The sequence below is a fragment of the Agromyces protaetiae genome, from assembly GCF_004135405.1.
Taxonomy (GTDB): Bacteria; Actinomycetota; Actinomycetes; order Actinomycetales; family Microbacteriaceae; genus Agromyces; species Agromyces protaetiae.
This window is the reverse complement of record NZ_CP035491.1, coordinates 1,314,120-1,332,429: the sequence shown is the minus strand read 5'-3', so window position 1 is coordinate 1,332,429 and position 18,310 is coordinate 1,314,120. Positions and strand designations below refer to the sequence as shown.

Annotated in this window: 22 protein-coding genes and 1 rRNA gene; 4 read left to right on the top strand and 19 right to left on the bottom strand. The window is 67.2% G+C overall.

The features are described 5' to 3' along the window. Positions 1-57: 57 nt before the first annotated feature. From ET445_RS06240 to ET445_RS06195, 11 genes are all read right to left on the bottom strand, one after another. Positions 58-1,584, bottom strand: a 16S ribosomal RNA gene (locus ET445_RS06240). A 505-nt stretch (positions 1,585-2,089) separates the two neighbouring features. After that, complete coding sequence (locus tag ET445_RS06235) at positions 2,090-2,902, bottom strand: hypothetical protein (protein WP_129189830.1); 813 nt, start codon at positions 2,900-2,902, stop codon at positions 2,090-2,092. Beyond that, positions 2,878-3,453: a hypothetical protein gene (locus ET445_RS06230; RefSeq protein ID WP_129189828.1), complete on the bottom strand. Its 576-nt coding sequence runs from the start codon at positions 3,451-3,453 to the stop codon at positions 2,878-2,880. The genes ET445_RS06235 and ET445_RS06230 overlap by 25 nt, the downstream gene beginning before the upstream one ends. A gap of 75 nt (positions 3,454-3,528) precedes the next feature. After that, positions 3,529-4,836 (bottom strand): RNA polymerase sigma factor, encoded by a 1,308-nt coding sequence (locus ET445_RS06225; protein ID WP_243695355.1) that lies wholly within the window; start codon positions 4,834-4,836, stop codon positions 3,529-3,531. Between the two features lie 10 nt (positions 4,837-4,846). Next, positions 4,847-5,050, bottom strand: coding sequence for a YciI family protein (locus tag ET445_RS06220; RefSeq protein WP_243695354.1), 204 nt, complete (start codon positions 5,048-5,050; stop codon positions 4,847-4,849). A gap of 5 nt (positions 5,051-5,055) precedes the next feature. Then, positions 5,056-5,226: a hypothetical protein gene (locus tag ET445_RS17900; protein ID WP_243695353.1), complete on the bottom strand. Its 171-nt coding sequence runs from the start codon at positions 5,224-5,226 to the stop codon at positions 5,056-5,058. Between the two features lie 150 nt (positions 5,227-5,376). Beyond that, positions 5,377-5,907, bottom strand: a complete 531-nt coding sequence (locus ET445_RS06215) for a methylated-DNA--[protein]-cysteine S-methyltransferase (RefSeq protein ID WP_129189825.1) — start codon at positions 5,905-5,907, stop codon at positions 5,377-5,379. A 69-nt stretch (positions 5,908-5,976) separates the two neighbouring features. Continuing rightward, positions 5,977-6,315 carry a hypothetical protein gene (locus tag ET445_RS06210; RefSeq protein WP_129189823.1) on the bottom strand — a complete coding sequence of 113 codons (339 nt, stop codon included), beginning with the start codon at positions 6,313-6,315 and terminating at the stop codon, positions 5,977-5,979. Between the two features lie 73 nt (positions 6,316-6,388). Next, on the bottom strand, positions 6,389-7,195 hold the full coding sequence (locus ET445_RS06205; protein WP_129189822.1) for a hypothetical protein: 807 nt from the start codon (positions 7,193-7,195) through the stop codon (positions 6,389-6,391). A gap of 274 nt (positions 7,196-7,469) precedes the next feature. Next, on the bottom strand, positions 7,470-7,835 hold the full coding sequence (locus ET445_RS06200; protein WP_129189820.1) for a hypothetical protein: 366 nt from the start codon (positions 7,833-7,835) through the stop codon (positions 7,470-7,472). A 10-nt stretch (positions 7,836-7,845) separates the two neighbouring features. Then, positions 7,846-8,193: a gamma-glutamylcyclotransferase family protein gene (locus ET445_RS06195; protein ID WP_129189818.1), complete on the bottom strand. Its 348-nt coding sequence runs from the start codon at positions 8,191-8,193 to the stop codon at positions 7,846-7,848. A gap of 65 nt (positions 8,194-8,258) precedes the next feature. On the opposite strand from ET445_RS06195, the gene ET445_RS06190 reads away from it, so the two are divergent. The 3 genes from ET445_RS06190 (at position 8,259) to ET445_RS06180 (ending at position 10,506) form a co-directional block, all read left to right on the top strand. After that, complete coding sequence (locus ET445_RS06190; RefSeq protein WP_129189815.1) at positions 8,259-9,074, top strand: alpha/beta fold hydrolase; 816 nt, start codon at positions 8,259-8,261, stop codon at positions 9,072-9,074. A 71-nt stretch (positions 9,075-9,145) separates the two neighbouring features. Then, positions 9,146-9,727 carry a hypothetical protein gene (locus ET445_RS06185; RefSeq protein ID WP_129189813.1) on the top strand — a complete coding sequence of 194 codons (582 nt, stop codon included), beginning with the start codon at positions 9,146-9,148 and terminating at the stop codon, positions 9,725-9,727. A gap of 68 nt (positions 9,728-9,795) precedes the next feature. Continuing rightward, positions 9,796-10,506: a PKD domain-containing protein gene (locus ET445_RS06180; RefSeq protein WP_129189811.1), complete on the top strand. Its 711-nt coding sequence runs from the start codon at positions 9,796-9,798 to the stop codon at positions 10,504-10,506. A gap of 8 nt (positions 10,507-10,514) precedes the next feature. On the opposite strand, the gene ET445_RS06175 is transcribed toward ET445_RS06180, so the two are convergent. From ET445_RS06175 to ET445_RS06150, 6 genes are all read right to left on the bottom strand, one after another. Next, positions 10,515-11,030, bottom strand: a complete 516-nt coding sequence (locus tag ET445_RS06175; protein ID WP_129189809.1) for a hypothetical protein — start codon at positions 11,028-11,030, stop codon at positions 10,515-10,517. A gap of 129 nt (positions 11,031-11,159) precedes the next feature. Continuing rightward, the gene (locus ET445_RS06170; RefSeq protein WP_129189807.1) at positions 11,160-11,558 is read right to left on the bottom strand and encodes a (deoxy)nucleoside triphosphate pyrophosphohydrolase; all 399 of its coding nucleotides are present in this window, start codon (positions 11,556-11,558) and stop codon (positions 11,160-11,162) included. Beyond that, complete coding sequence (locus ET445_RS06165) at positions 11,555-12,508, bottom strand: SRA domain-containing endonuclease (protein ID WP_129189805.1); 954 nt, start codon at positions 12,506-12,508, stop codon at positions 11,555-11,557. Before ET445_RS06165 ends, ET445_RS06170 begins: the two co-directional genes overlap by 4 nt. A gap of 190 nt (positions 12,509-12,698) precedes the next feature. Next, a complete protein-coding gene (locus ET445_RS06160; protein WP_129189803.1) occupies positions 12,699-13,550 on the bottom strand; it encodes a DUF5684 domain-containing protein in 852 nt (283 codons plus the stop codon). A 12-nt stretch (positions 13,551-13,562) separates the two neighbouring features. Then, positions 13,563-14,000: a hypothetical protein gene (locus ET445_RS06155; RefSeq protein WP_129189801.1), complete on the bottom strand. Its 438-nt coding sequence runs from the start codon at positions 13,998-14,000 to the stop codon at positions 13,563-13,565. After that, positions 13,997-14,380 (bottom strand): hypothetical protein, encoded by a 384-nt coding sequence (locus ET445_RS06150; RefSeq protein ID WP_129189799.1) that lies wholly within the window; start codon positions 14,378-14,380, stop codon positions 13,997-13,999. Before ET445_RS06150 ends, ET445_RS06155 begins: the two co-directional genes overlap by 4 nt. 133 nt (positions 14,381-14,513) lie before the next feature. Between ET445_RS06150 and ET445_RS06145 the strand changes: the two genes are divergently transcribed. After that, positions 14,514-14,969 (top strand): DUF4442 domain-containing protein, encoded by a 456-nt coding sequence (locus tag ET445_RS06145; RefSeq protein WP_129189797.1) that lies wholly within the window; start codon positions 14,514-14,516, stop codon positions 14,967-14,969. Between the two features lie 61 nt (positions 14,970-15,030). On the opposite strand, the gene ET445_RS06140 is transcribed toward ET445_RS06145, so the two are convergent. Further along, a complete protein-coding gene (locus ET445_RS06140; protein ID WP_129189795.1) occupies positions 15,031-16,944 on the bottom strand; it encodes a zinc-dependent metalloprotease family protein in 1,914 nt (637 codons plus the stop codon). A gap of 377 nt (positions 16,945-17,321) precedes the next feature. Further along, positions 17,322-18,284 (bottom strand): ADP-ribosylglycohydrolase family protein, encoded by a 963-nt coding sequence (locus tag ET445_RS06135; RefSeq protein WP_129189793.1) that lies wholly within the window; start codon positions 18,282-18,284, stop codon positions 17,322-17,324. Between the last annotated feature and the right edge of the window lie 26 nt (positions 18,285-18,310).

Sequence of the window (18,310 nt, the reverse complement as noted above, 5' to 3'; positions counted from 1 at the left end):
CGAACGGTTTCGATCTGGGACTCCTGGAACCAGCAAACCTGGTCCAGTGCTCCTTAGAAAGGAGGTGATCCAGCCGCACCTTCCGGTACGGCTACCTTGTTACGACTTAGTCCTAATCACCGATCCCACCTTCGACGGCTCCCTCCACAAGGGTTAGGCCACCGGCTTCGGGTGTTACCGACTTTCATGACTTGACGGGCGGTGTGTACAAGGCCCGGGAACGTATTCACCGCAGCGTTGCTGATCTGCGATTACTAGCGACTCCGACTTCATGAGGTCGAGTTGCAGACCTCAATCCGAACTGAGACCGGCTTTTTGGGATTCGCTCCGCCTTACGACATCGCAGCCCTTTGTACCGGCCATTGTAGCATGCGTGAAGCCCAAGACATAAGGGGCATGATGATTTGACGTCATCCCCACCTTCCTCCGAGTTGACCCCGGCAGTCTCACATGAGTCCCCACCATAACGTGCTGGCAACATGCGACGAGGGTTGCGCTCGTTGCGGGACTTAACCCAACATCTCACGACACGAGCTGACGACAACCATGCACCACCTGTAACCGAGTGTCCAAAGAGTTGACCATTTCTGGCCCGTTCTCGGTCATGTCAAGCCTTGGTAAGGTTCTTCGCGTTGCATCGAATTAATCCGCATGCTCCGCCGCTTGTGCGGGCCCCCGTCAATTCCTTTGAGTTTTAGCCTTGCGGCCGTACTCCCCAGGCGGGGCGCTTAATGCGTTAGCTACGACACGGAAACCGTGGAAAGGTCCCCACATCTAGCGCCCAACGTTTACGGCGTGGACTACCAGGGTATCTAATCCTGTTCGCTCCCCACGCTTTCGCTCCTCAGCGTCAGTAAGTGCCCAGAGACCTGCCTTCGCCATCGGTGTTCCTCCTGATATCTGCGCATTCCACCGCTACACCAGGAATTCCAGTCTCCCCTACACCACTCAAGTCTGCCCGTACCCACTGCAGGCTAGAGGTTGAGCCTCTAGATTTCACAGCAGACGCGACAAACCGCCTACGAGCTCTTTACGCCCAATAATTCCGGACAACGCTCGGACCCTACGTATTACCGCGGCTGCTGGCACGTAGTTAGCCGGTCCTTTTTCTGCAAGTACCGTCACCCCAAAGGGCTTCTTCCTTACTAAAAGCGGTTTACAACCCGAAGGCCGTCATCCCGCACGCGGCGTTGCTGCATCAGGCTTTCGCCCATTGTGCAATATTCCCCACTGCTGCCTCCCGTAGGAGTCTGGGCCGTGTCTCAGTCCCAGTGTGGCCGGTCACCCTCTCAGGCCGGCTACCCGTCGACGCCTTGGTGAGCCATTACCTCACCAACAAGCTGATAGGCCGCGAGTCCATCCCAAACCGAAAAACTTTCCACCAAGAATCATGCGATCCAAGGTCCTATCCGGTATTAGCTCCGATTTCTCGGGGTTATCCCAGAGTCCAGGGCAGGTTACTCACGTGTTACTCACCCGTTCGCCACTAATCCCCAGGAGCAAGCTCCCAGTTCATCGTTCGACTTGCATGTGTTAAGCACGCCGCCAGCGTTCGTCCTGAGCCAGGATCAAACTCTCCAAAAAAAAAGATTCCCAACCAACCCAAAAAAGCCGGCCGAGGAGTTTGATCTCTGACAGAAAAAACAACTGACTCCAAAGAATCAAAATTGTCCATCAATCAAAGGAATCCCACCCGGCAAAACCGGGTCGGGGTTCAAAAAATTGGCATTGAACATAGTGCACGCTGTTGAGTTCTCAAGAAACGGACGCCCCCGCCTCCACACCAGAAAAACCAGCGCTTCACAACAGGGAACCAAACATTTCCACCACCCGGCCATCCCAACCAAGGGACGCATCCGGACGCTTCAAACACCCGAGCAAAACACCACTCGACATGTTCGGAACCATCACCACTTGAGAACCAAGCAACGGAGAAGAGAAGAACCTCTCTCAACGCTCCCGGCCCTGTGGGGCAACAGATGAATACTTTACGCACACCCCCACCACCACGCAAACCCACCCCACACCCCGGGCGTGTCGCACCACCACCACACCACAAAACCCCAGAACACACCTCAAAAGAGACGGATCAACGCCTCTGGCCGCAGCCGGGGCCGTTCGGGTACTGATTGCAGTCGCCCTTGACCAATACCGTGTCGATCCGCCCGATCACGACGGATCGCGGGGTACCCGGAACCTGCAACGTGCCCGCGATCGGCACCCACCCCGAGCCGTCGAACCGATACCACGCCCGATACGTCACACTCGGGGCCACGTCATACGTGCCGCGATCCTCGTACACGTGGCTCGTCGGCGTCTCGGAGAACTCGCGAAGCCCGAGCGCCGCCCACGACGCACCCGGCTCTGTGAACATCTCGGCATCGCCATCACCGAACGACCACTCGAACCCGACCGGCACGAACCGCACATCCGCCGGCCTGCCCAGCAACGTGCCCGCCACCACCTGATCGGTCGCCCCCGACACGAAGTTCACCGGGCGGCCCATCAACCCCCACGCGCCCGGCTCCAACACATCCACCGGCACCGCCGGACGAAACGACGCGATATCACGCAACGTCACCACCGGACCACCACGCGGAGCCGCCTCCGCACCCGCGCTACAAGGATCAGTCGGATCGTTCGGGAAGCAGTCATCGACTGACTCATGCAGATTCACGACCGGGTCCGGTTCCGTCTGCGACGGGTCCGTCAGGGCCGTCCCGACGGTGCCATCGGGGGCACGGTCGTTCTTGCCAACAGCCTCAAGCTCAGCAGCATTGGCGGATAGGAAGCCAGTGATGTTATCCAGTTCGTCGGCGCTGGCGAGGGCAACTCCAAATGGGTGAGCCAATAGGACGCATGCGAGCGCGCCCGCGCTCAGCAGAAATCGTGACCGCGCCATGTCTCGGACTCGTTCGGTCGAGGCACACGTGGATTCGTGCGGTCAGAGAGCAAACCGACCACGAGTGGCGTCCGCGCTGCTCGGTCTGTCGGCGTGACATCGTTCCCGGATGCGTCGAGAACTCGCGTTCCGCTGGAGTCCAGACAAACGTAGACCGTGAGACTCGCCGCGCCAGCGGACTCATGCCAGCTCTCAAGTCGCATCGAGTCGTAAGACGTTGTTCCTTGGATGCGCAGCCCGCGTGCTGCGAGCGTTGCGAGCGAGTCTTTCACCTGCGAGTCGGTCACGAACTCATCTATGCCGCTCGAGTTGCCCGCCGCATCTGATGCAGCCTGGTCCAGAGCCTGCAGGTAGGCCTCGTAGGCTTCCTCGGCTGCGGCGAGCGCCTCTTCGTCCGAGGCGAAGATCGGCTCGGCCGCAGGCGCCTCCGTTGCCGCAGGCGTCGGAGCAGGCGCCTGCGAGTCGGTGCATCCGGTCAGGGCGCCGCCGAGGAGAACCGCGAGGCCGACGACCGCGAGTGGGAGCGTACGGTTCAAGCGGGGTCTGGGCATGACACCACACGCTAGGGCAGTGTCGGCCGTGCACCGCCGGAGTTCTCCACAACCCGGTCGGCGCGGAGCGCCGGGTCAGTGCGAGAGCGCCGCGGCCTTGGCCTCGAGGTAGCGGCGTTCGGCCGCGTTGAGGGCGAGCGAAGCGGCGGTCGCGAACGAGGTGCGGGCGTCGTCGGGCCGTTCGGCGCGTTCGAGAAGGTGGCCGCGCACGGCGTGCACGCGGAAGTGGCCCGCGAGAGCGGGCTCGAGCGCCACGGATTCGAGCGCGTGCAGGCCGGCGTCGGGTCCGTGCACCATGGCGACGGCGACCACGCGTCCGAGTTCGACCATCGGACCGGGCCCGACCACGCGGAGCAGGTCGTAGAGGGCGAGGATCTCGCGCCAGTCCGTGGCATCCGTCGACTGCGCCTCGTCGTGGACGGCCGCGATCGCGGCCTGAAGCTGGAACGGCCCCGGATGTCCCGTGCCGAGCGCGCCCTCGACGAGTGCGACTCCCTCGGCGACGAGCGAGGCGTCCCAGAGCGAACGGTCCTGCTCGGCGAGCGGCACCAGTTCGGGCATCGGGAACGCGCCTGTGCCGGCGCCGGCGCGAAGGCGCGCGGGCCGCCGGGCTTCGGTGAGAAGCATGAGGGCGAGGAGTCCGTCGACCTCGGCGCGCCACGAGGCATCCACCGGCGTCGCCTGACGAAGCATCCTCGTCAGCCGGATCGCCTCGCTCGACAGGTCGACGCGCACGAGCGACTCGCCCGAGCTCGCGGTGTGCCCCTCCGTGTAGATGACCGCGAGCACCGTGAACACGGTCGCGAGGCGATCGGCGAGCTCGGCCCGGTCGGCGGGCGGATCGAAGGTCGCGCCGGCCGCGCGGATGCGCGCCTTCGCGCGTGAGATCCGCTGTCCGATGGTCTTCTCGGGGACGAACAGCGCGCGGGCGATCTCGGCGGTCGTGAGCCCGCCGACGGCGCGCAACGTGAGCGCGACCTGCGACGGCCGCGCCACAGCCGGGTGCGCGCACAGCACGAGGAGCGCGAGCGAGTCGTCGACGTCGGATGCTTCGGAGAGCGTGTCGGATGCCTCGAGCCCGCGCCCGCCTGGAGGCTCCAACCCGAACGCCCGCTCCTCGCGCCTCCGGCGCGCGACGTCGGCCCGCACCTGCTCGACGTACCGGCGCCGCGCGACGGCGACGAGCCACGCGCGCGGGTTCTGCGGCGGGTCATCCGGCCACTGCGTCGCTGCCGCGACGAGCGCGTCCTGCATCGCGTCCTCGCTGCCGTCGAAGTCGCCCGTCGTCCGCACGAGGATCGCGAGCGCCGCAGGCGCGGCAGCGCGGAGCATCCGTTCGGTCTCATCGTCGACCGAGTCGGACGCCCCGCGCTCCGCGCTCACGAGCGGTCCGTCAGTAGTCGCCCGAAGCCATCGTCATGTTCTGCAGGATCGGCAGGACCTCGACGAGCCCCTCGCCCGCTTCGGGGAAGCGCCCCGCGATCTCGACCGCGCGGTCGAACGACTCGACGTCGACGAGGTAATAGCCGCCCAGGAACTCCTTGAGTTCGGTGTACGGTCCGTCGCTCGCGACCGGGCCCGACTCGGTCGCGCGCACCGTCTTCACGGTCTCGGGGCCGGCGAGCTGCTCGGCGTCGACGAGCTCGCCCGACTCCCCAGCTCGCGGAACACCGACTCGTAGAGGGCCATGCCCTCGGCCTGCTGCTCGGGCGTGAACGACGCGAACGCGGCCGCCCACTCGGGATTCGACTTCAAGAGGATGAGGTACTTCACGGCACTGCGCTCCTTCGTCGGAGTTCTAGCCTCACCGGGCCTTTCGTCCCGGGTGAGCAGGAGGCCGGTCGGCTTCCTGCCAGTATGTCGAGGCTGCCTCGCCGATTTCGACACGGACGAGACATCCGGATGTCTCTGCGCGCGCCTTCTTCAGAACAGGCGGCTCTGCGCGACGACCTCCGCGCCCTCGAGTTCGAGCAGCACGCGCTTGCGCTCGAGGCCGCCCGCATATCCCGTGAGCGAGCCGTCGGCGCCGACGACCCGATGGCACGGGATGAGGATGCTCACGGGATTCCGCCCGACCGCCTGCCCAACGCGGCGCGCGAGCGCCCGGTCGCCGAGCGCTTCGGCGAGCGCGCCGTAGGTCGTCGTCGCGCCGAATGTGATCGCCCGAAGCATCCGCCACACCTGCTCTTGGAACGCATCGCCGCTCGTCGCGATCACGACCTCGAAATGCGTGCGCCGACCGGCGAAGTACTCGTCGAGTTCGCGCTCCACCTGAGTGAAGACGGGGTCGGATGCCTCGGCGCCCGCGTTCTCGATCGCAAGCGCCGTGCCGATGCGATCGGATGCCGGCGGGTACCAGTGCCCGGGGAAGTACACGCCCGTCACCGCATCGCCGTCGGCGACGACGAGAAGGTCGCCGACCGCGGTGCCGATCGTCGTGTGGCGGAGGGTCATGCTTCCATGTTCTCCCGTCTCGTTCGCCGTCGGGGCGGATCGGATCGCGGGAATCGGACTCGTTGATCCTCACCCGCGCAACTCGTCGTGGCGCAAGTCGAGGGCCTCGATGCGCTTGCGCAGCGTCACGAGGAGCGCCGCGACCCGCTGCCGCTCGCCGGGCGCGAGGCATCCGGCCCGTTCGAGCTGCGCCGCACGCGACGCGAGCCGCTGCGCGCGACCGAGCGTGTCGCCGCGCCAGATGCCGTATGCCTCGCCGGCACGCCGCGCGAGCGCCTCGAACCGATCGTCGATGACGGCCAGACGCAGTTCGAGCTCGCCGATCTCGGAGAGGAAGCGGCGCCGCTCCGCGGCGGGAGGGCGCGACGCCGTGATCGTGCGAGTGGCGGGGGCGGGCTGCGGATCCATGCGGACTCCTGGGGTGACTCCGGTCTCCCGAAGATTCCGACCCTATGAGGAGCCGCCGACAACGAGCCTGCGACTACTGCTTGTCCATGAGCATGACGGCGACGTGCGACCACGCTTGATGTCGAATCGGCTCCAGATCGGTGATGCCCGCGGGGCAGAGAGCGGACACGACGACGACCTGTTCGAGTTCGGCGAAGACCCGCGCCTTCACGAACCCTTGGCGTTCGCCGCTCGCCACCCGAAGCCAGTACGCGCTCGCGTACTGCTCGCTCTCGGGCACCTCGGTCTCGGCGTCCTCCGGGAATGCCGTGAAGACATCCTCTTCGACGTCGGCCGGGAGCACCTCACTGTGCGAGATCCACCCCAGGTACGCGAGCGTCGCCTCGCGGTCGTCGGCGATGCCCTTGACCTCGTCGGGCAGTTCGCCCTGCTGCACCCACAGTCGACAACCGCTCTCGGCCTCCTCCTGTCCCTGAACGCCGAGGACGACCTCGTCGACGATCGCCCATCCCGGCGGGGAGAACACCTTGACCGTGTACGCGTCGGCCGGGCGGCCGATCTCGACGTCCCAGTCGAGGGTGACCGGCAGCTCGGCCGGTGCCACGGGCCTCTCCCCGCGCTCGGAGCGGTCAGTCGACTCGGGCGCGGCCGTGGGCGCCGAACGGTCAGAGGCACCTGCGGCGAGCGCCGGTGCGGACACCGCCGTGATCACACTCAGGGTCGCCGAGGCGGCGACGATCGAGAGTGCGATCCCGCCAGCGGAAGCACCGGCGATGATCCATCCGAACCGGCGGCGGTGCCCGCTACGCGCCTTCGCAGCCCGAGGATCCGCGGCGGGCTCGACGGCCCGGGCGTGCGGCGGGTGTTCGTGGTCGGTCATGTCGATCGCCTCCTCCGCGCGGTGGTCGGCAGCGCGGAGCCCCGAGATTAGCGATCGAGGCAGGTCGGCGTGAGGCATCCTGTGGATAACCGGGCCGCGATCAAATACCTGGTCATCTCTTCTTTGTGAAGCACATCTCCTCCACATTCGAAGCGGGTGCCGAACCATCCACAGACCCGCCGTTCGCCACACGCCCGGCGCCGGCGTGGGCCTAGGGTCGGGCGCATGAGACCCGTGACATCCGCCGCTCTCGCGTCGCGGCGACTACCGCTCGCTACTGCTCGCCGAGGAGCATCCCGCGCTGGGCCGTCTCGTGGCGGAGCGCAGCGAGGAACTCCTCGTACGCGTTCTTGCTCTTCGCGTACCCGATCGCGCCGCCCTTGACCGCGCCGAGCGCGCCGTCCTGGTCGAAGCGCAACCACGTGTTGCCGTAGCCGTCGACGGCGTACGAGAAGGTGAAGGAGATGTGGAACCCCTTGCCCGCCATCGCGCCGAGCCAGACCGTCTTGTTCAGGCTGCCTCGTTCGAGCTTGATCTGACCGGGCCCGGGCGTCGTCGCCTCGTAGCCGAGACCCTTCGCGATCGCGATGACGACGGGGACGGTCACCGGGTCGGGGCCGGCGAGGATCAGTTCGGGCATGGTGTGGACTCTAGCGGCCGGCCGCCGCGTACACCCACACGTCGCCGCCCGACGCGAGCTCGGCACGCACGCGCGCGTAGTCGTCGACCTCGTAGTCGTCGGCGGCCGCAAGCTGCGCCGGCGTGAGATGGAGCACGGCACCCTCGACTCGGTCGGTGCGGTCGCCGGTGTGCTCGAGGATCGGATGCTCGGCTTCACCGCTCAGCGCGACGACTGCGGGGTCGGCGATCCGAAGCATCCCGAGCCGCCAGCCGACGAGCGCGTCGGGCGCCGTCGGAATCTCGGCGCCGAAGAGCTCGCGCTGCACGTGCGCGAGGCGGAGGGTGCCGTAGCTGAAGAGGCGCTCGGTGGCGGGCATGTGTCGAGGCTACTGTTCCGGATGTCTCATGGTCACCGTCGGCCGTCGGGCGTAGCCTCGCGACCATGAGTGAGATCGCGGATGTCACCGCTGCGGGTGTGCCGTTCGTCGCCCGCCGCGCGGCTCGCGCCAAAGCGCCCGTCGTCGTGGCGTGGCATCTGCTCGACCCGCCTTCGACGCCCGCGGGAATGGCGACCGCGCTGCCGCTCGCGGGGTTCGACGCACACCTCATCTATCTCGGTCTGCCGCGGAGCGGCGCGCGGACCGAGTACGAGGGATTCGAGGCGCTGCTCGAGAGCGGTGTCGACATGGTCGCCGACTTCTTCGGGCCGCTGCACGACGAGGCGGTGGTCGAGTTTCCGGCGGCGCTTGCGGAGGTGCGGGAGCGGCTCGGGCTGGATGTCTCGGATGCTTCGCCCGTCATCGTGCTCGGCGGCTCTGCCGGAGCATCCGTCGCCGCCGATGTGCTCGCGACGCACGGCGCCGCGCATGACATCCGCGCCGCCGTGCTCGTGAACCCCATGTTGCGATTGCGGCCGATGATCGACGCCATGGCGGGATTCCTGCCAGCGCCGTATGCGTGGTCGACCGTGTCGGACGCGATCGCCGACAGGCTCGACTTCGTCGCGCGTGCGCCCGAGCTCGTCGCCGGCGGGGCGCGCGTGCTCATCGTCGAAGGGGATGCCGATGAGCCGGCGTTCCTCGATGCGGTCGGTGCTGTCGAGGAGCTCGGTCTCGCCGGCGTGGACGTGCAGTACGTCGAAGGGGCCGAGCATGCTCTCGCGGATTGGCCCGAGGAGGTCGGCGTGCCGCAGAACGACATCGCGCGGAAGTACGACGCGATCGCGGTGGAGTGGTTGCGCGGGGTGTTCGCCGTGTAGCGCTCGCATCCCGTCCTCCACCTGTGGACAACCGCGACCGGTGTTCCGCGCGCCTCCAATACCGTGAACGCATGCTCTCCCGATCGACTGCACGTCGCCCCCGTGTTCTTGTGGCGCTCGGGCTCGCCGTGCTCGTCGCAGGCGGTGTCGCCGGGTGCAGCGAAGCTGCGGCGCTCGACCCCGAACCTTCTGCCTCCGCGACCGAGGCGCCTGAAGTCGAGCCGATCTTCGCGTCAGATGAGGAGGCGCTCGCGGCTGCGGTGGAGGCGTATGACGCGTACCTGGCCGTGAGCAATCAGATCCTCAACGACGGTGGGCGAGAGCCTGAGCGTATTCGCGGACATGCAACCCCGGAGTACGCGGAGAAACTCATCGAGGGTTACAACTCCTACTTGGAAAACGATGTCTCCACTGAGGGTTCGAACACTTTCGACACGGTGACCTTGTCGAACTGGGATGTCACCGAGGGTCGCGCCGATGTCCAGATCTATCTCTGTCTCGACGTCTCGTCGACCAGCGTCTTCAAGCACGGGGTCGATGTCACTCCTGTCGACCGCCAACTCCGCACTGCACTCATCATCACTCTTGAAGGAACAGACGCACTCCAACTCTCAGGGAGCGACCGGTGGTCGGGACACGACTTCTGCTCCTAGGTCTACTCGTCGCGGGATACGCACTGTCCACGACGGCCGGCAGCTCGCCGGACTGTGCCGATCTTGGCGTGACCGTTGGTGCTTGCAAGCCGCCGATCAATGCCGACCTCGGCGATGACGAGGCAGTGATCAGCTACAACGACACACTCGCCGGCCTGCAGCCTCCCGACCGCGACGACACCGGAAGCGCACGCACTGCCGTCGAACCGGTCGCAGACGAGCCACCGGCGATCCCGTGGACCGACATCTGCGGCCCGACCAACCCGAACGATCTCTGCGAGCCAGGCACTCCGATCGTCATCACGCTCAACGACATCGCCTCGTTCCGGCCTGTGACTCCGGTCGACCTCACGGAACCCGGTGCATGGGGGCTGATGAACCGCCCCGTCAACTTCGTGTCAGGCGCGACGACCCAGATCATCGCCGGAAGCCTGGTCGATCACCCGGCAGACGTCCGCTTCACACCGGTCGGGTACGGCTGGGACTTCGGCGACGGCACGAGCGACACCTTCACCACCCCGGGCGCAACGTGGGAACAACTCGGCGTCGCCGAGTTCGGTGAGACCGACACGAGTCACGTGTACGACTCCCGCGGAACCTTCACCGTCACGCCGAGCGTCGTCTACCGCGCCGAATACCGGTTCAACGGGTCATCTTGGGCGCCGATCGCCGGCACTCTCACGCTCCGAGGCACCCCACGAGACATCCTGATCGGACGCATCGACACCGTGCTCGTCAAAGGCGACTGCAACCAATACCCCGGCGGCCCCGGCTGCTGAGGCAGCCCCTAGCGAGGCGTCCGGAACCCGCCGCCTGTGTCGAGATCGTCGCCACCCTCGATATCCGGTCCGCCGTACGGGTCGGTGATGTCAGCGCCCTCGAAGAACGGGTCGACCCCGAGCTCTTCGTCATGCTCGCGCTTCAACTCCGCCTGCACAGCGTCGTCATCGGCGAACTCGCGGTCGTCGGGCAGATCGGTGTCGCTCATGTCGCCCTCCTCGGGGTGGGCCAGATCGGTGCGCCCCAGGCTAGTCGGCTGGGCGCACCGCCGCACGGTCGAGCGAATGAAGAGGCGCACCGCACGGAGCATCCGTCGTCGGTGCCGCCGCTGCCACATCCTCGCAGGGCCGCCCCCAGTTTGTGGCGTGTCAGCCGGTCGGCGAGTCACCGAGGCGAGGCATCCGGAAGTCTCGACCGAAGGAAGGTGCGCAATGCGACCGCTTCGCCTCAGGACGTTCAATGTGCAGTTATTGCGGGTCATCGCCGGCATCGCCGAGGGCACGGTGAGCGTGGCCTGGCTCATCGCGTCGATCCTCCGGGGACGGCGGGCGACTCGATCGCGCGTGCGAAGGCCGTCGCGAAGGACTTGCTCGCGGTCCCCACGCGGTCGGGTGCTGAGTCCGGAGAGATGGGTGAATGGGTCACGTTCGACTCACGGCATCTTGTTGACGATTGCCTCCACGGCCGAAAGATCCGCTGGCGCCCACTCAAGTTGCTGAAGCCGGCGCGGATGCAACCATCGCACCTCCGCATGCTCGAGCGCGTAAGGTTCGCCATGTTTGAGCGTGCACCAGTATGTCGAGAGTTGCACCTCGCCGAACTCGTACTCATGGGCGTCGGTCAGCACGAGCTCACCGACCTTCACTTCGCACGCAAGCTCTTCCCGAATCTCACGCGCAAGCGCATTCGAGTGCACTTCATCGGGCTCGACCTTGCCGCCAGGGAACTCCCAAAGACCGCTCAGACTCTGGCGCGCGGATCGCCGCGCACCCAGAACAAGCCCATCACGAACGATGACTGCCGCGACAACCTCGATTTGCCGAAGAGTCATGGCTGAAGGTGCCTCAACGTGGATGGCTCAATCCGGAAGCCGCTTGACTCCCGGTAGGCGACGCCGAGTCCCGCGCTCTGTATCAAGTCACGCAGGTCGTTGGAGGGTCGCTCAGGCAGCAGAACAGAGCACTGCAGTCCGTCGACTGCGACATGACGTTTGTAGTCGTACAGCTGACCAACCGCCATCCGAACGTCGCTTCTGCCAGACAATGCTTTCGCCTCATACAACGTGCGATCGCCTTCGTCATAGATGTCGGTGAGCAACCTCGTGTGTTCAGAAGGCAAGGTGATCGCCCATCGAGAGAACACGTGGTCGGGCTGACTTGAAACAAAGTCATCGACAAGCTGAGACTCCTTGCGAACCGCGAGAGCACCTTTGGAGCCAGCGGTCTCAAAGAACTGCGTCGAGTTGATCTCGATTGGGACCTGTTGTGAGCGCGGATCTGACGGCATTTGCGCGCGACCCACGATGTCGGCAATCCACGCCGGGACCACGCTAACCGGCAGCAGGCGAAAGACAAGCACCGTTCGCAGCGCACCCTTCTTGTCCAGCGCCGGCATCCGCTCGTAGGGCAACGCTGGATCGAGGACGAACTCTCCGACGTAGCGCTGACGCTTGGTCGCTGTGCCCGGAACCCTTCCCGCGGCCACGAACGCGTGAAGGGTGCGACCTTTCGACGCGTGCGTAAGAATCGGGGAGTTGCTTCCCGACTCCTTCTGGTCGCCATCACTTCCAGCACCGGTGTAGTAGAGCACTGAGGTGTCACTCGAGAATCCGTCGTAAACGTAACCGAACTGGGTTCCTTCAGACGGGTCGGTGAAGAGGAACACCGATCTGGAGGCTTCGCTTGGGACGATGCCACCCGAGTACGGACTGCCTCCGTACTGGATGGCGATGTCGGAACGCGTGACGATATCGCCGGGGCTCAGGCGAATTCCAGTCGTCACGAGCTCACACTAGCGGGAGCACCTAGAGCCCAACAGCAGTTGCCCCGCGGCGTAGGCCGCGTTGCAGGCGAGCTACGCCGGTGCGGGAAACCCGCCGCAAGAACTCACGCAATCCTGGATGGCACTCGTCGTCGAAAGCACTGATGGACCGAGGCTCACACCCCTCGCCCCGTATGGTGTGCGGTCGGGGTCAGCCCCGGTAGTTCGGGTCGGCGACCCAGCGGCCGTCGACGAGGATGTAGCCCGGGTACGGCGAGGGCTCGGCAGCGGGCGCCTGCACGGGTTGCGGGGCCGGCGGGACGGGCGCTGCATACTGCGGCGCGGGCTGCGCGTACGGCGGGGCGGGCGGTGCCGCGTACTCAGGTGCGGCGGGAGCAGGTGCGGCATACTGCGGGGCCGCCGGTGCTGCGAACTGCGGGGCGACGGCTGCGGGTGCGGGGGCTGCGAATACCGGTGCCACAGGCACCGCAGGCGCGACAGGCGCGACAGGCACGTCGGGAACCACCGCCTGCGGAGCGGCAGGCGCAGGGTACGCGGGCGCGTACCCGCCGACGGCCGGCGGCACGGCCGGGTAACCGGCGGGCGCGTATGCGCCGGCCCCGTAGCCCACGGCAGCGGCGAAGTCGGACCCGCCACCGGCACCGGCCGGCAGCGCGAGGGCGGGGTTCCACTTCGGGGTGTCGCCGAAGGCGAGGATGACCTGCCAGACGAGTCCGAGGAGGGCGCCGAGCACGGTGAAGCCGGTGCCCTTGCCGAAGCCGCGGCTGAAGCGGTGGATCGCCATGATCGTGTAGACGAGCACCACGAAGCTGCCGAACGGCACGAAGATGAGGAACGCGATCCAGCCGGGCAGACCCACGATCTTGAGCATCTGGAAGGTGTTGTAGACGGGCACCCACGCGGGCCAGCCTTCGTTGCCCGTCTTCTGGAAGATACGGGAGAGCGAGAGGCCGCTCAGCACGTACATGCCGATGGCGCCGGCGAACATCACGCCGTAGCCGACGAAGATCCAGACGAGGTACGGGGTGGGGTCGAAGTCCATGGTCGGTCCCTCTCAGTCGGTCCCGGCGACGAGGCCGATTCGGTAGAACGCGGGCAGGTCCTCGGCGATCAGCGTGTCGACCGACGTCTGGTCGGGGCAGAAGCCCATGACCATGGCGCCCTCGGCGAGGTCGGCGAACACCCGGGCCTGGAAGAACCCGCTCAGGCCCTCGGAGTCCGTGTAGACGAGCACCGCATCGGCGATGTCCTGGTCTTCCGTGTACATCGTCAGGTCGGCGGTCGCGAACGGCACATCGACGAACGATGCGGGATCGATCGGCGACCCGAGCGACTTCTCGATGAACGAGATCGACGCCGCACGGTCGCCCGCCGTCAGGTCGGCCTGGTCGGGCGTGAGCGATCCGTTCGTCACTTGCACCCAGCATCCGGTCGCGGAGTTCTCCCAGCCGCCCGGCGTGCCCGACTTGGGCGACCAATCGGACGAACTCATGAAGCTCGCGAGCGCGGCGACGTTCGCGCCGCCGTCGACCGAGACGTCCCACGGCAGGTAGAGGGGAATGCACTCTCGAGCCCGTCGAGCCCCGAGGCATCCGAATCGAGGTCGTACTCTTCTTCGAGGCCGGAGAAGCTCGTCGAGAGCGCCTGCGCCTGGGCGACCGACATCGCGATCCCTGCGCTGAAGGCGACGAGCCAACCGCCGAACGCGAGCACCATGACGCCGATCGCCGCGACGATCCAGCCGACGGGCGCGCCCGACTTCGGCGCACCCGGGAGCGATCCACCCAGCTGCGCGGAAGGCGCGTAGGACGCGTACGACGGGTACTCAGCGCCCGGCTGAGGCGGCGAGTACTGCGGCGGCTCGAAACTCACGAAACGACCTCTCTTGGATGCGCGCTCCTCGATGCGCGCGCGAAGTCCCGAGCCTACCGGAGGCGAACCTTCGGATCGGAGGACGGCTCGTGGCTGTGGATGACGCATCCGCAGGATCGGCGAGAATCGAGCAATGCGCATGACCCCGCGCCGGCTCGCCGTCGGCATGTCCCTGTGGATCCCGAACCTCTTCAGCGGCATCCGCGTGCGCCGCTTCGCCGATGACTGGACGAGCGCGACCGTCGAGCTCCACGTCAACGTCTTCACGCGCAACTACGTGAAGACCGCGTTCGGCGGGTCGATGCAGGCGATGACCGACCCGTACTACTTCATGCTCGTCATGCACCAGCTCGGGCGCGACTACCTCGTCTGGGACACGCGCGGCGAGATCGAGTTCGTGAAACCGGGCAAGGGGGTGCTGACGGCGCACTTCGAAGTTCCCAAGGCGAAGGCCGACGAACTCCGCGCACGGGCGCAGAACGGCGCCAAGGTGCTCGAATGGTTCGAGACCGAGATCACGGATGCCTCGGGCGACGTCGTCGCTCGCGTGCGACGCGAGGTGTACGTGCGCGAGAAGCAGCGCGGGTGAACGAACGACGGCGGCACGGCCCTTCCCGGAGCCGTGCCGCCGTCGTGGTTCGGGTCGCGCGTCAGCGACGCGTGATGGTGTACTGCCCGACGCTTCCGTAGTCGGAGTACCCGCCGGAGGCGGCGCTGCCCTGACCGACGCCGTCGATGCGGACGTAGTAGGTGCCCGCGGCGAGCGAGGCCGTGACCGAAGCATCCAGCCCGCTCGCGACGCTCGAGTTGACCTGAGCCGACGCCGGGTTCGCGGTCGCGACCACGGTGCCGCTCGCGTTCAGGATGTCGAGCTTGATGTCGAGGTCGGGCGACTGCGCCGCCGGAGCCGCGTCGAACGTCACCTGGCCGCCCGTCGTCGTGAAGGAGTACACGTCGACGTCGGTGCGGGTCGTGATGAGCCCCTTGACGGAGCTCGCCGAACCGAACGCCTTCGCAGCGGACGTGGTGTCGCCGGCCTCGTCGGCGACAGCGACGCCGCCGTTCGCCCCCATCACGGCGAAGTCGTCCTGGGTGTTGTTCGCACCCGAGTACTCGCCCTCGCTCCAGTGCGTGATCGGACGCGTGTACGACGTGCCCATGATGGGCGCCCACGCGCCGTGGCCGGGGAAGTAGGTCACGCCCGCCGTCGTGCCGTCGTGCGAGAGTCCGAAGTTGTGGCCGGCCTCGTGCGCGATGACCTCGGCGAGGTTCTTCACGCCTGTGCCGACGCCCTTCGTGTAGGCCCAAGCGGGCTGGTACTGGAGGTTGTTGACGTTGTCGATCGTTCCGACGTACGCGAGTCCGCCGCACGAGCACGAGATGCTGTAGAAGTTCGTGTCGCTCACGACGACGGTCGTGCCGTAGACGTTGTCGCTCGTGCTCGTGCGTTCAAGGGTCGCGCGAGCGGGCTCCTCGGTCGTGACGTCGACGTCCATCCACGCGTAGTCTTCGGCCACGCGCGCCCAGATGTCGCGGATGTTCTGCAGTTCAGCGGCCGAGAAGGACGACTTGTTCGAGTCGACGCTGTACGCGTCGGCCGTGATCGTGGGCGTCGAGTACGACGTGTTCCATTGCGTGCCCGTGACGATCGCACCGGTGAAGTCGATGTACAGGGTGCGGTTCGAGCCGGCACGGCTGTGGAGCTTGAAAGCGTCGGTCGTCGACGGCGGGGCGGTGGTCGTCGGAGGAGTCGTCGTCGTGGGGGGCGTCGTCGTTGTGGGGGGCGTCGTCGTCGGGGGCTTCGTGGTCGCGGGCGGCGTGGTCGTCGTCGGGGGCGTGGCCGTCGTCGGCGGCGTCGTGGTGCTGCACTCGCCCTGGTCGGTCCACGGCTTGCCCGTGCCGATCACTCCGTTGTAGGTGAGCGGGTCTTGGCCTTTGGTCCACCAGTTCGCGAGGTAGAGGTGCCCCGAGCGGACGGCCTTGTCGCCGCCGACGTAGGTCGCGGTCGCGCTCCACTCGGCGACGGTGCACGTCACGGACGCGGCCTCGACCGCGGTGGACTCGGTCGAGCCGGCAGCGACGGGCGCCGCCGAGTCATCCGTCGCCTCGTCGGCGGGCGTCGCGACGGACGCGTCGCCGGCTTCGACGGATGCCTCGGAGTCGCCCGCGACCTCGTCGGGCGCCGAAGGCTCGGCGTAGAACAGGCGGTCCTCGTCGTCGATGCGCGACGTCTCGTCGGCAGCGATCTCGGCGAGGTGCTCGACGGTGATGTCGTTCGCGGCGGCGACGCGGGCGAGCTCGCCGTCGTCGGCGCCTTCGAGCGCCGACGCGAGGCTGTACTTCGCGTCGATCGGCACCTGGGTCTCGGGCAGGGGGTCGGCGCCTTCGGGGCGGACGCTCGGCGTCGGCCGCGAAGTCGCCTCGGAGTCGGCGGATGCCTGCGCCGCACGCGGCGAAGCACTGTCGGCGTGGTCGGCACCCGGTTGGGCGGCGAACGCGATGCCGCCGGCGAGGAGGGCGCCGGACAGCGTGCATGCTGCGAAGATCTTCATCGAACGGGTCACGAGGGCCGAAAGTACACGATCCTTACAAACCCCGCATACGCGTTATCCACATAACGCGACCGACGGTCGGGATTCGCAGAAGAGGCCTCGTCGACTGGAGCCCTGGAACCCGAAGGGGGCGGGTTCGCCGGTGCGGCCGGCGAACCCGCCCTGGGGGCCGCCGCGAGTCACGGGTCGTAGGGGGTCGACCTCGTCGCGGCGAGTCTTGGGACGTGACGGACAGACTAGGTCACCTCGTCGCGCCGGGTCGGGACTTCTCCACAGGGAGCAGCAGCGCGAACTCGCACACGAACTCCGATGACTCGCCGCGGAAGTCGAGCGAAGCGGGTCCGATCGGAGATCGTGGGCGCGGAGCGCCGGGACAGAGCGGGCGCGGGCTACGGGGCGACGGCGGCGACCACGAGCGCCTCGAGGTCGGCGGCGCGGAGGCCCGGCCAGCCGTGCAGCTCCCGCCTCCACGCGGCGGGCACGGCCGAGGCTCCGTACGCGGCGCCGGCGAGGGAACCGGCGATCGCGGCGACCGTGTCGGTGTCGTTGCCGCAGCGCACCGCGCGTTCGAGCACGCCCCGCAGCGTGTCGGCTCCGACGATCGCCGCCCACGCGGCCTGCAGCGCGGCGACGACCCAGCCGTTCGACCCGGGGATGTCTCGCGGGTGCAGTCGCTCCGCGACATCCGCAAGTTCATGCCACCGCGCGCGACGCTCGACCGGCAGCCGGTCTATCGGGCCGCGGATATCGATCCGGCCCGTCAGGACGGCGTGCCGGATCGCGAGCGACCAGATCACCGAGGCATCCGCGGCGTCCGTCTCGTAGTGCGTGAGGTCGGAGACGAGACGGGCGGATGTCTCGAGCGCGTCCTCTTCGCCGGCGGCGAGGTGCCCGAGCGCGACCGGTCCGGTGCGCATGAGCGAGCCGTTGCCGCCCGAGCGCCCGGTGCGCTCGTGGACCGCCCGGGCGGCGGCGCGGGCGGCCGCGGCAGCGGTCGCGACGCCGCCGTGCTGCGCCTCGGCGAGCACCTGGCGGGTCTGGATGCCGACGTCCGGCGCGGAGACCGCCCACCCCTGCCACTCGACGACGATCCGCCCGAGCACGGCCTCGTCGTCGAGGGACTCGCCGCGCGCGAGCGCTTGCAGCACGGGGATCGACATGCTCGTGTCGTCGGTCCACTCGCCGAGTTCCCACATGCCGCCCGCGTGCATCGTGATCGCGATGTCGTCGGCGACCGACGGCTGGAACTCGTACGGCGCGCCGAGCGAGTCGCCTGCCGCCGAGCCGAGGACGGCGCCGATCGCGCGATCGAGCTGCGCGGCGTCGAGTGCAGGCGTTGGGGTGCGAGGCATCCGGATGCTCCTTGGTCGAGGTTGCA

Coding starts and splice junctions, on each gene's coding strand:
- ET445_RS06235 (WP_129189830.1), bottom strand. CDS start 2,902: ATGGCGCGGTCACGATTTCTGCTGAGCGCGGGCGCGCTCGCATGCGTC.
- ET445_RS06230 (WP_129189828.1), bottom strand. CDS start 3,453: ATGCCCAGACCCCGCTTGAACCGTACGCTCCCACTCGCGGTCGTCGGC.
- ET445_RS06215 (WP_129189825.1), bottom strand. CDS start 5,907: ATGACCCTCCGCCACACGACGATCGGCACCGCGGTCGGCGACCTTCTC.
- ET445_RS06210 (WP_129189823.1), bottom strand. CDS start 6,315: ATGGATCCGCAGCCCGCCCCCGCCACTCGCACGATCACGGCGTCGCGC.
- ET445_RS06205 (WP_129189822.1), bottom strand. CDS start 7,195: ATGACCGACCACGAACACCCGCCGCACGCCCGGGCCGTCGAGCCCGCC.
- ET445_RS06200 (WP_129189820.1), bottom strand. CDS start 7,835: ATGCCCGAACTGATCCTCGCCGGCCCCGACCCGGTGACCGTCCCCGTC.
- ET445_RS06195 (WP_129189818.1), bottom strand. CDS start 8,193: ATGCCCGCCACCGAGCGCCTCTTCAGCTACGGCACCCTCCGCCTCGCG.
- ET445_RS06190 (WP_129189815.1), top strand. CDS start 8,259: ATGAGTGAGATCGCGGATGTCACCGCTGCGGGTGTGCCGTTCGTCGCC.
- ET445_RS06185 (WP_129189813.1), top strand. CDS start 9,146: ATGCTCTCCCGATCGACTGCACGTCGCCCCCGTGTTCTTGTGGCGCTC.
- ET445_RS06175 (WP_129189809.1), bottom strand. CDS start 11,030: ATGAGCCAGGCCACGCTCACCGTGCCCTCGGCGATGCCGGCGATGACC.
- ET445_RS06170 (WP_129189807.1), bottom strand. CDS start 11,558: ATGACTCTTCGGCAAATCGAGGTTGTCGCGGCAGTCATCGTTCGTGAT.
- ET445_RS06160 (WP_129189803.1), bottom strand. CDS start 13,550: ATGGACTTCGACCCCACCCCGTACCTCGTCTGGATCTTCGTCGGCTAC.
- ET445_RS06155 (WP_129189801.1), bottom strand. CDS start 14,000: ATGAGTTCGTCCGATTGGTCGCCCAAGTCGGGCACGCCGGGCGGCTGG.
- ET445_RS06145 (WP_129189797.1), top strand. CDS start 14,514: ATGCGCATGACCCCGCGCCGGCTCGCCGTCGGCATGTCCCTGTGGATC.
- ET445_RS06135 (WP_129189793.1), bottom strand. CDS start 18,284: ATGCCTCGCACCCCAACGCCTGCACTCGACGCCGCGCAGCTCGATCGC.